Source organism: Gordonia sp. NPDC003424, from assembly GCF_053588655.1.
The window spans coordinates 272,909-287,657 of sequence record NZ_JBSFQJ010000006.1 but is presented as its reverse complement, the minus strand read 5'-3'; the positions used below and the strand labels follow the sequence as shown (position 1 = coordinate 287,657).

Genomic DNA, 14,749 nt, shown 5'->3' with positions numbered 1-14,749 from the left:
GCGCGCAAGTCGGGTAGCCGACTACTCGTGTTTCGGCCGCCGAGCATCAATAGCGTCGCTGCATGATCATCACCGTTCACAAGATAGGCGGATTCGCCGGGATCTCCGAGGAGTTGGGACCACTCGACACCTCCGATCTCGATCGCGACGCCGCGACCAAGATATGCCACGCCGTCCACCATGCGGACTTCTTTTCCCTGCCCACCGATCTCGCCGGTAAGACCATCGACGACGATTTCTCGTTCACCGCTCGCATCGTCGACGGCAGTCGTTTCAACACCGTGACGTGGGACTCGGCGACCGCCGAGCCGCACCTCAGTGCGCTGGCCGCCATCGTCGGCGCGTGCGAGGCCGCGGGTGCGCGCTTCATCGACTGGAAACGTGAAGGCACACTGCTCGATTGGACACGAACCCATGTCGCGATCAAGATCGCCGGCGGGTTCCAGCTGACCGTCGAGGGCACCTCCCCGGTGCCCATGCTGGTCCGATTCGACCCGCACCCCGACGTCGATGCCAACGGCTACCGCCAGGTGGACATCCTGGGTGCCACGCCCGGGCAGTTCTCGCCGCAGGTGGTCAGCACATGGATGCTGTCGTCGGATCTCGACGAGCTCATCGCCGGTGCAAACGGCATCCTCCTGACCGGCAAGACCAAGCGTGAGCACATCCCGCCGATCGACGTCATTCCCCCGATCGACTTCGTGACCCCTCCGTGAGGAATGGGTGTCGGACCGTTCGGAGACGCCCGCGGATCCTGAGCAAGCGAGCTTGCGACCGCATCGAAGGGCGTTCCTCGCGGGCGGCTCAGGTGGCAGGGTCGTCGGCCGCCGAGACTCGCGGGCTGCTCAGGGGCGGCATGACGCTGCGGCTGCCAGCTCAGCTGGTAGCCGTCGTCGGCATCGAGGCGGGCGGCACCTCGACGAGCGTGACCTGCTTGTCGCCGCGGCTGAGGACAAGCTGATTGTCATGACGCACCCAGGTGACGGGTTCCTTGGTGAAGTCGGCGACCCAGGCGTCGGCGCCGTCGCGGGGCGGCGGGCACGCCATCATGGTGGAGGCGAGTTGGTGGAACGTCATGCTGTCGCCGTCCACGGTGATCGACCCGATGTGTCGGTTGCAGCCGGCGGTCAGGCTCACCCGGCCCGCGTCGGGAAAGGTGATGACCAGCGGCCCCCCACCGGGGATCTCGGTGCCCTTGACCTCGGTCGAGGTGAAGGTTCGCCCGGCCAGTTCGCTTGCCATGGCACTCGTCTCCGTCATCACAGTCGTGGTCACCGACGGCTCTGGCGCAGTAGCTGTCGATTCATCGGCACCGCACGCGGTGGCAGCAATCGCGACCGCAGCGAACATCGCAAGGGTCGACAGCCGTCGTGTCGATCGGCGGCCGCCGGTGGCACCCTGATCGGTGAATCGCATGACTCGACGCTAATCCACTCGGGCGCACATATCTCGGATATCGACGAGTGTCTACGGGTGCAGGGTCGCACCGTTCGACCCGATGACGTCGCGGTACCACCCGAACGACTTCTTGCGGTAGCGGGCAAGGGTTCCCGAGCCGTCGTCGTTCCGGTCGACGTAGATGAAGCCATAGCGCTTGGACATCTGGGCCGTCGACGCACTCACGAGATCGATACAGCCCCAAGAGGTGTAGCCGAGCACATGCACGCCGTCGGCGAGTGCTTCGCCGACCTGGACGAGGTGATCGTTGTGGTAGGCGATCCGGTAATCGTCGAGCACCGTTGGGGTGCCGTCGATGTCGACGAGCTCGTCGACGGCGCCGAGTCCGTTCTCGACGATGAACAGCGGCTTCTGCCAGCGGTCCCAGTAGTCGTTCAACGCGATCCGCAACCCCTGCGGATCGATCTGCCAGCCCCATTCTGATTGCGGCAACATCGGATTCGGGACGCCACCGAAAAGGTCGCGGCCGTCGGTGGCGGTCGTGTCCGCGGTTTCGCACACGCTGACGTAGTAGCTGAAGGACACGAAATCGACGGTGTTCCGCAGATCGTCGCGGTCCTGATCGGTGATGTCGAGCTCCACGCCGGCCTCCCGGAGGCGCCGGAGATGGTATCCGGGATACTCACCGCGACAATGGATGTCGCCGAACGCATAGTTGCTGTGTGCGGTGCGCATCGTCGCGACCACGTCGTCGGGATTCGGGGTGAGCGGATAGATCGGTACGGCGAGGATCATGCAGCCGACCTTGGCCTGCGGCATGATCTCGTGGGCGAGTCGCGTGACCCGTGCCGAAGCGACCAGCTCGTGATGGATGGCTTGATGGAGATCCTGTTGCGTGAGTTGATCTTTCGGGGTAGCGATACCACCGGACAGAAACGGTTCGTGGAGAACGGAGTTGATCTCGTTGAAGGTCAGCCAATAGGTGACGCGATGTCCGTACCGCCCGAAAAGAACCTGGCAGTACCGCTCGTAGAAGCCGATGAGCTCACGGTTCGTCCAGCCGTCGTAGGTACGGGCGAGATGCAGTGGTGTTTCGTAGTGGCTGATGGTGACGAGCGGTTCGATGCCGTGACGTTCGAGTTCGTCGAGCACCCGGTCGTAGAACGCCAGCCCTTCCTCGTTGGGTTCGGTCTCGTCGCCCTGCGGGAAGATCCGGCTCCATGCGATCGAGAACCGGAAGACGGTGAAGCCGAGTTCGGCGAACAGGGCGATGTCCTCGGCATGGCGGTGATAGAAGTCGATGGCCTCGAGCTTGAGGTTGTCGGGCGTCGGCTCGGCGGTCGGCGGGGTGGTGATCCCTTGCGGCATGACGTCCTGGATGGAGAGCCCCTTGCCGCCGGCGTCGTAGGCTCCCTCGATCTGGTTGGCCGCGGTGGCGCCGCCCCACAGGAAGCCGTTGGGAAAGGTGGTCATGGGAGCTCCTTCGCGCCGCACGGGTTTCGTGGAATCAGAACACCGAGTAGCCGCCATCGATCACGATGGTATCGCCGGTGTGATACGCGCTGGCCGGGCTCGCCAGGTACACCGCGATGCCACCGAAGTCCTCGGGGGCGCCCCAGCGTCGGACGGGGACACGCGGCAACATCCTTTCCTTGGCAGCGTCGGTCGGGAGACCCTCCTGCGTCAACGCGGTTTCGGTCCACCCCGGCAGAATCGAGTTCGCGCGGATACCCTTCTTTCCGTACTCGACAGCGAGTGAGCGTGTGATCGCACAGAGGGCGGCTTTACTCGCCGCATACGGCTGACGCCCGGGCGAGCCATGAATGGCCGCGACGCTGGCGGTTGCCACCAGGCTCCCGCCAGTGCCCTGCGCGAGCATCTGTCGCGCCGCCGCCTGCAGCGACATCACCACGCCGTCGACGTTGATCGCCATCAGCGCGCGGAACTCGTCGATGTCCCGATCGACGAAGGGCACGAAACCGGTGTCGGTGCCCGCGTTGGCGAAAAATGAGTCCACACGGCCGAATTCGTCAACGGTCTGCGCAACCGCGTCATCGATTGCCTGCTTGTCGGTCACGTCCACGGTCTTCGCCGCGGCCTTGATGCCATGCCGTTCGAGTTGCTCCTGCGCGGCGGCATTTCGTTCGGCGTTACGCCCCCAGACGCACACGTCGGCGCCGGCAGCGGCGAGCGCGTCGGCCATGGCCAACCCGATGCCCGAGTTGCCGCCGGTGATGACGGCCACCTGGCCGTGAAGGTCGAAGGGAGAGCGGGTCACTGCGGTGGTCCTCCTGTGGGTGTTGTTGTCCCGACATTACGAGTGCCGGTGCACCGTCGTGGCGGATATCCCCGACCTCTTCACCTGCCGTGTTCGGTAGCGTTGCCCGAATGATGATGAAACGCGCAGCACTCATTCCAGCAGCGGTCCTGGCGATGGCGCTCGCCGCCTGCGGGTCGAACGACTCCTCGACCGATGCGACGACGAGCGCCGCGCCGGAGACCAGCGCCGCGGCGACGTGTCCGTCAGCGGCGCCGGCTGCCGACGTGAAGCCGCAATGGACCCTCCAGGGCGCCACGGGCAGCATGGAGATGACCGGGTCCACCGACACAGCGGCCCCGAAGATCACCATCACCACCCCGTTCAGCGTCACCGAGACGCAGGTCAAGACGCTCACGGAAGGCGACGGGGCGGTCGTCGCCGACACCGCCACGGTCTCGGTGTGTTACGAGGGTGTCGACGGCCGCGACGGCAAGGTGTTCGACAGCTCGTATCAGCGCGGGGAGCCCGCGTCGTTCCCGCTCGACGGTGTCGTCGTCGGCTTCAAGAAGGCGATCGCCGGGCAGAAGGTCGGTTCCACCGTGGGTGTGGCCATGACCTCGGCCGACGGCTACCCCGATGGCATGCCCGACGCCGGGATCGAGAAGGGCGACACCCTCGTGTTCTCGCTCAAGATCCTGTCCGTGCAGGGCTGAGATCGTCGACGGACGCCCGTCGACGGATGTCGATCGGCAGTCCGTCGGCCGGGGTGGGACCAGTGCCGTAGGTGAGGTCGAGGCGGTAGTCCGACGGCACCGACCATTCGAACCGCTGCAGCATCTGATGCATGGCGGCCTTGACCTCCATCCCGCCGAAGTACAGGCCGATGCACTTGTGCGCGCCCCCGCCGAACGGCGCCCACGCGAAACGGTGCACTTTGTCCTCGCGACGTTCCGGGGAGAACCGCTCGGGGTCCCACTTCTGCGGGTTCGGCCACCACTCCTCGCGCAGCATCGTCGCCCACGGATGAATCATCACCTCGGTACCGGCCGGAATGAAGTGTCCCAGAATTTCTGTGTCGCGCAGCGCTTTTCGGAACAGCATGCCGACCGGGGCGTTGATGCGCAGGGTCTCCTTGAAAGCCAGGTCCAGACTCGGCAGGGCGTCGAGGTCGTCGTAGTCGATCATGGGTTTGCCGAGCGCGAGCGATTCCTGGCGGAGTCGTTCCTGCCATTCGGGGTTGCGGCCGAGGAAATAGGTCAGCATCGACAAGGCGATGGTGCTGGTGTCGTGGGCGGCCATCATGGCGAAGATCATGTGGTTGACGATGTCCTCGTCGCTGAAGGTGTGTCCCTCCTCGCTCTCGGCACGGCACAGGACACTGAACAGGTCGTTGCCGTCGCCCGCGCGCCGTCCGGCCATCTCCGTCCGGAAGTATTTCTGCAGCCGTTCCCGACCCCGAAGTCCGCGCGCCCACGTGAAGTTGCCGACATCCTTGCGGATGATCCCCTGCCCGCCGCGCACGGCCGCTTCGAAGGCCTCTTCGAGTTCGGCGGACTCCGCCGGGTCGAGCGAACCGCCCATGAACACCTCGGTCGCCAATGACAGCAGCATGTCCTTGGTCTGCGAGTACATCCGGAAGCCTTCTCCGACTTGCCAACTCGATAGGGTGTCGGAGATGTGCGGGTTGATCATGTCGAGGTAGGCGAGCAGTCGCGGGCGGGTGAACGCCTGCTGCAGGATGCGGCGGTGATGCATGTGCTCCTCGAAGTCGAGCAGCATGATGCCCCGATGGAAGAACGGTCCGATCATCGGTTCCCAGCCCTGCTCGCTGGAGAAGGCCTTGTCGCGATTCATCCATGCGGCCTCGATGGCGTCGGGGCCGACGAGGGTGACGATGCGCATGCCGGCCACCGAACCCGACCAGGACACCGGACCGTACTTCTCGAATCGCTCCATGGTCACCGCCAGCGGATCGACCAGGCTCTCCAGGGTGTGGCCGAGTAACGGCAGGCCCTGATCGCCCATCACGGGCTTGAGGCCGGACCCGGCCGGCGGCTCGGCCAGCGGCTGTACCGGGCTCGGATACTTGGCGGACAACCGCCCGATCGTCGCTTGCAAGGACTTCTTTGTGCTGCTCATCGGTTTCCCTCCGGTGTCACAGGCAGCCGACCGCTCGTTGATACGGAATGGCTGTTCTGTGTCATTGGGTTGAGTGTACGACGATAGCGAGTGGTTGTCTGCGACTTCGCGAGGGGTTTCGGCTGACCGCGGGTTGGGGCTCGCATCACCGGGATAGTTGGGTGTCTTGGGTGTCGAAACGGACTCCGGGCTCAAGGTGTCATCGGACGGCGCGTTTCGACTCGCGACAGGCTCGCTGCGCTCGCATGTCGCGGCTCAACGAGCGGGGGTGCGGGTCAACGAACGGGGGGCGCGGGCTGCCACCGCCCGTTGAGCAGGCACGAGCGAGCGCAGCGAGCCCGAGCCGTGTCGAAGCGGTTGCCATCGGACGGCGCGTTTCGACTCGCGTCAGGCTCGCTTCGCTCGCATGTCGCGGCTCAACGTGCGGGGGTGCGGCGCAACGTGCGGGGGGGTGCGGCTCAACGGGCGGGCGAGTGCGGCGGGCTACCCTACGTACTCGGCGAGGTGCTTGCCGGTGAGGGTCGAGGCGTCGGCGACGATGTCGGCGGGGGTGCCCTCGAAGACGATCTGCCCGCCATCGTGGCCGGCGCCGGGCCCGAGGTCGATGATCCAGTCCGCGTGGGCCATGACGGCCTGGTGATGCTCGATGACGATCACCGACTTGCCGGAGTCGACGAGACGGTCGAGCAGGCCGAGAAGCTGGTTGACGTCGGCGAGGTGCAGACCGGTGGTCGGTTCGTCGAGGATGTACACGTCGCCCTTCTCCCCCATGTGGGTGGCCAGCTTGAGCCGCTGGCGTTCACCGCCCGACAGGGTGGTCAGGGGCTGACCGACCTTCAGATAGCCCAGGCCGACGTCGACGAGACGCTGCAGGATCTTGTGCGCGGCAGGTAGTTTCGCTTCGCCGTCGGCGAAGAAGGCTTCGGCCTCGGCGACCGACATGGTGAGGACGTCGCTGATGTTCTTGCCGCCGTAGGTGTAGTCGAGGACCTCGGGCTGAAAACGCTTGCCCTCGCACACTTCACACGGTGTGGCGACGCCGGCCATCATCGCCAGGTCGGAGTAGATCACGCCGGCGCCATTGCAGTTGGGGCAGGCACCGTCCGAATTCGCACTGAACAGACCGGGTTTGACGCCGTTGGCCTTGGCGAACGCCTTGCGGATCGGATCGAGCAGGCCGGTGTAGGTGGCCGGGTTGCTGCGGCGGGAGCCGCGGATGGCGCCCTGGTCGATGGAGACGACGCCGTCGCGGTCGGCGACGGATCCGTCGATCAGTGAGCTCTTGCCGGACCCGGCCACACCGGTCAGGACGACGAGCACACCGAGCGGGATGTCGACGTCGACGTCCTGCAGGTTGTGGTTGTCGGCGCCCCGTACCTCGAGAGCGCCGGTCTGCGTACGGAATTCGCCTTTGATCGATACGCGGTCGTCGAGGTGGCGTCCGGTGAGGGTCTCGGCCTTCCGGAGGTTGGTGACGGTCCCTTCGAACACCACTTCCCCACCGTCGCTGCCGGCGTGCGGTCCGAGGTCGACGACGTGGTCGGCGATGACGATGGCCTCGGGCTTGTGTTCGACGACGAGGACGGTGTTTCCCTTGTCGCGCAACTGGATCAACAGCTCGTTCATCCGCGCGATGTCATGTGGGTGCAGGCCGATGGTGGGTTCGTCGAACACGTAGGTGACGTCGGTGAGCGATGACCCGAGGTGTCGGATCATCTTGGTGCGCTGGGCTTCTCCGCCTGACAGCGTGCCGGAGGAGCGGTCCAGGCTGAGGTAGCCGAGGCCGATGTCGACGAACGAGTCGAGGGTCTCGCCCAGTGCCTCGATGAGCGGTCCGACGGCGGGATCGTCGACACCCTTGATCCATTCGGCCAGATCGCTGATCTGCATGGTACAGGCGTCGGCAATGCTGATGCCATTGATCTTCGACGACCGCGCCCCCTCGTTCAGGCGTGTGCCGTCGCATTCCGGGCAGACGGTGAAGATCACCGCGCGCTCCACGAACGCCCGGATGTGCGGCTGCATGGCGTCGACGTCCTTGGAAAGGAACGACTTCTCGATCTGCGGGACGAGTCCCGAGTAGGTGAGGTTGATGCCCTCGACCTTGATCTTGGTGGGCTCGCGGTAGAGCAGATCGTGCATCTGTTTCTTGGTGAACTTGTTGATCGGCTTGTCCGGGTCGAAGTAGCCGCACCCACGGAAGATCCGCCCGTACCAGCCCTCCATGGAGTATCCGGGGATGGTGATCGCACCCTCGTTGAGCGACTTGGTCTCGTCGTAGAGGGCGGCGAAGTTGAAGTCGTTGACCCGCCCCATGCCCTCGCACCGCGGACACATGCCGCCGGTGACCGAGAAACTGCGGCGCTCCTTGGTGGTCTGCCCGCGCTTCTCGAAGGTGACGGCGCCGGCGCCACTGACCGACGCGACGTTGAACGAATAGGCCTGTGGTGAGCCGATGTGCGGCTTGCCCAAGCGGCTGAACAGGATTCGCAGCATGGCATTGGTGTCGGTGACAGTACCGACGGTCGAGCGCGAGTTGGCGCCCATGCGTTCCTGATCCACCAGGATCGCGGTGGTCAGGCCGTCGAGGACATCGACGTCAGGCCGGGCCAGCGTCGGCATGAAGCCCTGGACGAACGCGCTGTAGGTCTCGTTGATCAGCCGTTGCGATTCGGCGGCGATGGTCCCGAAGACCAGCGAACTCTTGCCCGAGCCGGACACGCCGGTGAATACCGTCAGGCGGCGTTTCGGAATCTCGACGCTGACGTCTTTGAGGTTGTTTACCCGGGCACCGTGCACGCGGATCAGGTCGTGGGTGTCGGCGGGGTGGGTCGGGGCCATGGGCCCATGCTAGACAGTTGCGTCTGCCGCGGGTCTGGGTCCGGTGGGTCGGAGCGAGGTCCGCCCGACGCCCGCCGGAAGCGCGAGCGAATCTCGGTGTACAGCTGTACACTGTGCGGCATGACGCGCATCGCTCCTGATCGTCGCAGTGAGTTGTCGGCCCTGTCGCGGCTGGGATCCGCCGAACTGGGCAAGGCCCTGGTCGGTATCAGCAAGGTGCATGCAGCCGTCGCCGAATCGCTGTTCGGCGGGCTGCGCTTCACATTGGGTCCGCACGCCGATTCGGCACGCGCGGTCCATGACGCAGTGAGCACCGGCACCTACGCGGCGGTGGCCGCGTCGATCTGTGCGGCCGGAAGGATCGGTGAGATCGCGGCCGAAACACCCGGTGGTGTGCCATCTCACTCGCCACGCGGTGCCACCGTGCTGGCCATCCTCAACGGCCTGATCGGCGACGAATTGGCCGGCAAGCGGTCGCCGCTTGCGCCGGTGATGTCGATCCGCGTCGACGGCGCACCGGTCGACGTCGGTGCCGAAGAACTCGCCGCGGCGTACCCGGGCGCGACGTCGCACGTGATGGTGTTCGTGCACGGGCTCATGGAGTCGGAATACGCGTGGTCGGGTCCGGACCTGCCGAGCTACGGAACGCGTTTCGGCGAGGACATCGGAGCCACCGAAGTCCAGATCCGCTACAACACGGGCCGGCACATCAGCGACACCGGTCGAGAGTTGTCAGAGCTCTTGGCCAAGCTGGTGTTGCTGTGGCCGGTTCCGGTCACCGAGGTGACGCTCGTCGGGCATTCGATGGGCGGCCTGGTGATACGCAGTGCGTGCCACGCTGCCGCCGCAGATCCGTACTGGCTCAGCCTGGTTCGGCACACCGTGAGCCTGGGGACCCCACACCTCGGCGCCCCATTGGCCAAAGGGGTGCATGCCGCGACGACCGCCCTGCGCACCACACCGGTGACGCGACCGTTCGGCAACCTCCTCGGTCGGCGCAGTGCCGGCGTGCGTGACTTGTTCCACGGCACGCTGACCGACGACGGGTGGCTCGGACGTGACCCGGATGCGTTGCGGCAGAGCCGTGTTGCCGACCTGGAGCTGATCCCGGGTGTACGCCACCTGTTCGTCACCGCGAGTCTCACGCGCGACCCGCGTCATCCGTTGGGCCGCATCGTCGGCGACGGACTGGTGCTCGATGGTAGTGGCCGCGGTGAAAGTCGTTCGGTACGTATCGGTTTCCGGCCGGAGGATGGCATGCACATCGGGGGTGCGAACCATTTCACCCTGCTGAACAACGACGCGATCTATCGGTGGTTGCTCGAACAGCTGCGGCCGCGGAAGATGTTGCCGGCGGCATGAATCCGACCCGCGTCAGAACGGTGGCGGTGGGCCCTCGGTGTGGCGTTTGTGGTTGCGGTTCCGCTCTGCCCTTCTGCGGGCGTGTTTGTTCGCCGTCCGAGTCCGCGTGCGGGTCGGCCGTTGCATCGGTGCGGGCGAATCCGTTGGTGGCGCTTGGGGCCGGGCGGTGAACCGGATGCGCCGCAGCCCGGGCAGCAGGTCTTCAAGCGTTTCGGCCTCGCCGGGGATCACCAGTCCTTCGGGGGTGATGGTTTCGGTACGCAACCGGCCGGCGTCGTCGCGCCTCATGTCATCGAGCCACTCGCCGAACGTTTTCAACAAGTGCCACGGGCGGCATTTCGGATTGATGTTGTCCGAAGTGGTCTGACCGCCCGCGCTCGGATCGTCGTGGTCGTATTCGGCGACATGGTCGGCATCGGCCTGCCAAGCACTCGTGCCGCATCCGGGTTCGGTGCAGTAAGCGTGCCGGATGCGGACGAACTCGTCGAGGGCGGTGGTGGGCCGGTACGGGTCTGACGGGATCGACCCGGGCAGGATGAACGACCCGTCCGGGTCCATCGGGGTGCCCGGCGGGATCAGATGCGAGATGCGGGCGTCGGGTCGGCTCGCGAGTTCTCGGACGTGCTCGTCGTCGATGACACCGTGTCCGTCCATGAAGCCCGGGTTGTCCGCGCGGCCGTCGAGAGTGGCTTCGTCGCACACGACATGAATGACGAACCTCGGTGCCACCGGCACCAGCGTGGTCGACGCCGCCGGTGTGGGCTCGTCGGTGTCGGTGTCGGTGTCGGTGCCGGGGGTGAGGTCGAGGGTGGGTGTGGTGACGGGGCAGTCGTCGCGTCCGCATTCACACGTGAAGTCGGTGCCGCTGAGCAGACCGAATTCGGCGTCGGAGAGTCGTTGGTTCTTGGTGCGCCCGTCGTGCTCACACACCCGCTCGGCGACCACCTCGATATTGGCGAAGGCGATGCGGGCGTTCTCCGCCGACATCACCGCGGTCAACTCCGCAGTCCCGTCGCCGCGATTCTCCACCCACACCCCGCGCTTATCGAGCGCGTCCTTACGACGCTCGCGCACCGCGTCGGGATCATGCCGGAAGACGATGCGGTCGACCATGTCCCGCAGCCGTTGCGCCGAGTACGAGCCGGCCCGCAGGCGTTCGGCGATCTCCTCGTCGACCAGCGACGCGTAGTCCTGACCATCGATCAGATCGGTGCCGGTGATGATCTTCTTGGCCTGCCACGGGGCGATGACCCCATCGCCCAAGCACTCCAACACCTTCGGGAGTCGGTCGCGCAGGGCAATGGCCTCGTTGAGCAGTACCTCGGCCTGGTGACGGGTCAGGGTGCGGACCTGGGCGATGCGGGTGGCGGCATCGGCGAACCCGTCCACCACGAACCCGTCGGTCTCCTCGCGGGAGGTGACCAAATGGGTGTAGAGCACAGCGGCGTATTGGTAGTCGCGGTAGGCGAGGTAGGAATGCCCGCGGTCGATGTCCTTCATGCCGCGCAGCAGCTCGTTGACTGTTACGTCACCGGTCTGCTCTCCGTCGATGCCACCGACGTACTCGGCCGGCAGTCCACGCCACAGCGGCGGCACTGCAGACTCGGGCGAGGGTGACACGAGCGGCCTTTCAGAGATGCGGACATGACTGCAGGACAACCACATTCATCTCTGACTCGTGCATCACCCGACTGCTCGGTGGTGCGCCCCTCGTTCGCTCTTTCCTGCTGACGACAACGTACAACAGGGGTACGACAGGAACTTTCGGCTTGGCTTGTGGGTGGTCTCGATACGCGTCGGCCTCGCTGCGCTCGGTCGTCGCTACTCGACCGGCGGTGGCGGGCGCTGGTCTGGTTGCGCTCGGTCGTCGCTACTCGACCAGCGGCGGCGGGCGTCGGCCGTGCTGCACTCGGTCGTCGGTGCTCGACCAGCGGCTGGGCGCTGGTCTGGCTGCACTCGGTCGTCGGTGCTCGACGAGTGGCTGGACTGCGGTCTCGGTGCGCTCGGTCGTCGCTACTCGACCAGCGGCGGCGGGCGTCGGCACTTGCTGCGCTCGGTCGTCGGTGCTCGACGAGTGGCTGGACTGCGGTCTCGGTGCGCTCGGTCGTCGCTGCTCGACCAGCGGCGGCGGGCGTCGACCTCGCTGCGCTCGGTCGTCGCTACTCGACCAGCGGCCGGGCGTTGGTCTTTCTGTCGCTCGCGGGTGGGAACCCTTCAGTGACCCTTGAATGCCTCGGCGAGCCACCAGGATCCGCCGTCGGAGGCGATCTTTGCGTCGATGACCAGGACACCGTCGGGCGAGGATGCCCAGTCGGCGACGGCGGCCATGTCGTCGCGGCGGCGGACGGTGATTCCCGTTGCGCCGTAGCCGCGGGCGATGGCGGCGATGTCGGTGTCCGGGAAGGTGACCGTGTCGAGGTCGGCGTCGGCTCCGAAGTGATGGATCTCGGCGCCGTAGGCGGCGTCGTTGTAGACGGCGATGACCATCGGATTACCCAGACGCACAGCGGTTTCCAGTTCGCCGATACTCATCAGGAATCCGCCGTCGCCGGCCGCGACGACGGCGAGACGATCCGGCTGGGCGAGCATCGCGCCGATGCCACTGCCCAATCCGAGTCCGATGGACTGGAACGCCTGGGTGAAGACGAAACCGTTCTCGTCCGGCACCCGCAGGTAGGCACTCGGGTAGCCCATGAAGTTGCCGGAGTCGATCGCGACCACCCGTTGGGACGGGAGTGCGTCGTCGAGGACCGCGCTGAACACGCGGGGGTCGATGTGGTCGTCGGTCGAGAGGTCGGGTGTGACGACGTCATTCCACCATCGTTCGGCCTTGAGGCGGTCGGCGATGTCGGGTGTCCGGTATCCGGTCCTCGCTGATCCGCAGGCGGCTCGGACATCGAGAGCCGTTGCGCCGCAATCACCGTGGATGCCGAGGGTAACGGGTCGGTGTTTGCCCAGTGCGGAGAGGTCGTCGTCGATCTGCACGACTGTGGTGTCGGGTCCGATCAGCGAGCCCTGACGCATGGTCCACATGTTCAGCGCGCAGCCCCAGCCGACGATGACGTCGGCGCCGGAGATGAGTTGGGCGGACAGTGGACTCGAGAAGCCGCCGGAAATACCCAGGTCGAAGTCGTCGTCGCGGAAGAGTCCGGTGGCGACCGCGGAGGTGGCGACCAGGGCTCCGACGTGGGCGGCCAGGTCGGCGATCGGTGTGCCGGCGTGGCGTCCACCCCGGCCGGCGACGAAGACCGGCCGTTCGGCGTGAGCGAGGATCCGGCAGAGTTCATCGACCGAGGCGGCCGACGGCCGTACCGGTTCCGGCGCCGCCGGCACGGTGACCGCCGTCGGCTCCGCGACGACCTGCGCCTGCACATCCAGCGGCAGGTTCAACACGACGGTGCGTCGACCGTGCACCGCGGTGCGGTAGGCGCGCACCACATCGTCGACGGCGGTGGCGGCGCCGTGGACGCGCTCCGGCACGGCGCCGACGCTGCGCACGAGACCGTCCTGATCGATCCGGAAGTTCGACAGCACGGCCGCGCCCGCGGTGTCGGCGGCGAGCACGATCATCGGAGAGCGACTCTTGGCCGCCTCCGCGATGCCGGTCATGGCGTTGGTCAGCCCGCAGCCCTGATGCACCGACAGCACGCCGGGAAGGTCCGCGAGCCGACCGTAGGCGTCGGCCATCATCGCCGCACCGCCCTCGTGACGCGTGGCGACGAATCGAACACCATTGGCGCGCAACGCATTGGTGACCTCGAAATTGCCGCTGCCCACCACCCCGAACGCCACGCCCACCCCGAGTTCGGCCAGCGTCGCGCCGACCACATCGGCGACCGTGCTCATCGCGGCACGAACGCGAAAACGCGTGCGGGCGAGCCTGTTCCACCGACGATCGGCAATGGGGACACCACCAGCATCGCGCCGGTCGGCGGCAGCGCGTCGAGGTTCTGCAGCTGTGTCAAGCCGTACTTGTCGGCGCCGAGGAGGTGATAGTGCGCGGGGAACGCCGGGTCCATGCCGCCCGCCTGGCCGGCGTCGATGCCGACGGTTTCGACGCCGTACCCGGTGATCGCCGACTTCGCCAGCCATTCGGCCCCGGCCACGGACAGACCCGGGCTGTGCGGGCCGTTCTCGTCGGCGTTGAGGAAGGCCTTGGCGTCGGTGTTGAAGCGGCTCCACCCGGTCTTGAACAAGAGCCAGGCCCCGTCGGGCAGTGGGCCGTTGTCGGCGACGTAGGACTCGAAGTGGTCGGGTTCGAGGAGGAAGTCGGGGTTGTCGGCGACCTCGGCGGTGAAGTCGAGGATCACCGCGGGGCCGACGAGCCGGGACGGTGCGATCTGATCGACCGAGTTGCCGTCGCGTCCGCTGGCCCAGTGGGTGGGGGCGTCGAGGTGGGTGCCGGTGTGCTCACCGGTGTGGATGTTGTTCCAGCCCCAGAACGGTCCGTCGTCGTCGAAGTCGCTGACCTTCTCCAGCGACAGCGAGATGGTGTTCGCGAACGGCTCCGGTAGTTGCAGCACCGGGGTCTGCGGGCTGAGCGGGGCGGTGAGGTCGACGATGGTCACCGAGCCGTCGGCGAGGCTGGTCAGGAGAGAGCTGATGGCGGTCATGGGTTCCACCCTAGGGGGCTGCGGCATCACGGATGGCGAGATGCCCAAGCGCCACGATCCTGACCGCACGCCTACGCGCGCTCGCACAGCCATTACGCGTCAATTATTGACGTATCGCCCCGCCACGGACGTGTTT

Annotated in this window: 11 protein-coding genes; 3 read left to right on the top strand and 8 right to left on the bottom strand. The window is 66.4% G+C overall.

The window, feature by feature from the left end:
- Positions 1-62 precede the first annotated feature (62 nt).
- Entirely contained in the window at positions 63-716 is a 654-nt protein-coding gene (locus tag ACWDTI_RS11955) for a protealysin inhibitor emfourin (RefSeq protein WP_449738282.1), read from the top strand.
- Between the two features lie 160 nt (positions 717-876).
- Here ACWDTI_RS11955 and ACWDTI_RS11950 read toward each other — a convergent pair whose 3' ends face one another.
- The 3 genes from ACWDTI_RS11950 to ACWDTI_RS11940 all read right to left on the bottom strand — a co-directional run bounded on the left by ACWDTI_RS11950 (position 877) and on the right by ACWDTI_RS11940 (position 3,676).
- Positions 877-1,242, bottom strand: coding sequence for an META domain-containing protein (locus ACWDTI_RS11950; protein ID WP_449738281.1), 366 nt, complete (start codon positions 1,240-1,242; stop codon positions 877-879).
- A 225-nt stretch (positions 1,243-1,467) separates the two neighbouring features.
- Positions 1,468-2,871, bottom strand: a complete 1,404-nt coding sequence (locus tag ACWDTI_RS11945; protein ID WP_449738280.1) for a glycoside hydrolase family 1 protein — start codon at positions 2,869-2,871, stop codon at positions 1,468-1,470.
- A 34-nt stretch (positions 2,872-2,905) separates the two neighbouring features.
- The gene (locus tag ACWDTI_RS11940) at positions 2,906-3,676 is read right to left on the bottom strand and encodes an SDR family NAD(P)-dependent oxidoreductase (protein ID WP_449738279.1); all 771 of its coding nucleotides are present in this window, start codon (positions 3,674-3,676) and stop codon (positions 2,906-2,908) included.
- Positions 3,677-3,792: 116 nt separating this feature from the next.
- Between ACWDTI_RS11940 and ACWDTI_RS11935 the strand changes: the two genes are divergently transcribed.
- Entirely contained in the window at positions 3,793-4,371 is a 579-nt protein-coding gene (locus ACWDTI_RS11935) for an FKBP-type peptidyl-prolyl cis-trans isomerase (protein WP_449738319.1), read from the top strand.
- Here the strand turns inward: ACWDTI_RS11935 and ACWDTI_RS11930 are convergent.
- Together ACWDTI_RS11930 and ACWDTI_RS11925 are read right to left on the bottom strand one after the other, a co-directional pair.
- Positions 4,346-5,797, bottom strand: coding sequence for a cytochrome P450 (locus tag ACWDTI_RS11930; RefSeq protein ID WP_449738278.1), 1,452 nt, complete (start codon positions 5,795-5,797; stop codon positions 4,346-4,348). The genes ACWDTI_RS11935 and ACWDTI_RS11930 overlap by 26 nt on opposite strands.
- 483 nt (positions 5,798-6,280) lie before the next feature.
- Complete coding sequence (locus ACWDTI_RS11925) at positions 6,281-8,638, bottom strand: ATP-binding cassette domain-containing protein (protein ID WP_449738277.1); 2,358 nt, start codon at positions 8,636-8,638, stop codon at positions 6,281-6,283.
- A gap of 120 nt (positions 8,639-8,758) precedes the next feature.
- Here ACWDTI_RS11925 and ACWDTI_RS11920 point away from each other — a divergent pair, with 120 nt between their 5' ends.
- A complete protein-coding gene (locus ACWDTI_RS11920) occupies positions 8,759-10,000 on the top strand; it encodes an esterase/lipase family protein (protein ID WP_449738276.1) in 1,242 nt (413 codons plus the stop codon).
- A gap of 12 nt (positions 10,001-10,012) precedes the next feature.
- Here ACWDTI_RS11920 and ACWDTI_RS11915 read toward each other — a convergent pair whose 3' ends face one another.
- From ACWDTI_RS11915 to ACWDTI_RS11905, 3 genes are all read right to left on the bottom strand, one after another.
- Positions 10,013-11,665, bottom strand: a complete 1,653-nt coding sequence (locus tag ACWDTI_RS11915) for a DUF222 domain-containing protein (protein ID WP_449738275.1) — start codon at positions 11,663-11,665, stop codon at positions 10,013-10,015.
- 549 nt (positions 11,666-12,214) lie between these two features.
- On the bottom strand, positions 12,215-13,846 hold the full coding sequence (locus ACWDTI_RS11910) for a thiamine pyrophosphate-binding protein (protein ID WP_449738274.1): 1,632 nt from the start codon (positions 13,844-13,846) through the stop codon (positions 12,215-12,217).
- Positions 13,843-14,613 (bottom strand): cyclase family protein, encoded by a 771-nt coding sequence (locus tag ACWDTI_RS11905; RefSeq protein WP_449738273.1) that lies wholly within the window; start codon positions 14,611-14,613, stop codon positions 13,843-13,845. The genes ACWDTI_RS11910 and ACWDTI_RS11905 overlap by 4 nt, the downstream gene beginning before the upstream one ends.
- Positions 14,614-14,749: the final 136 nt, after the last annotated feature.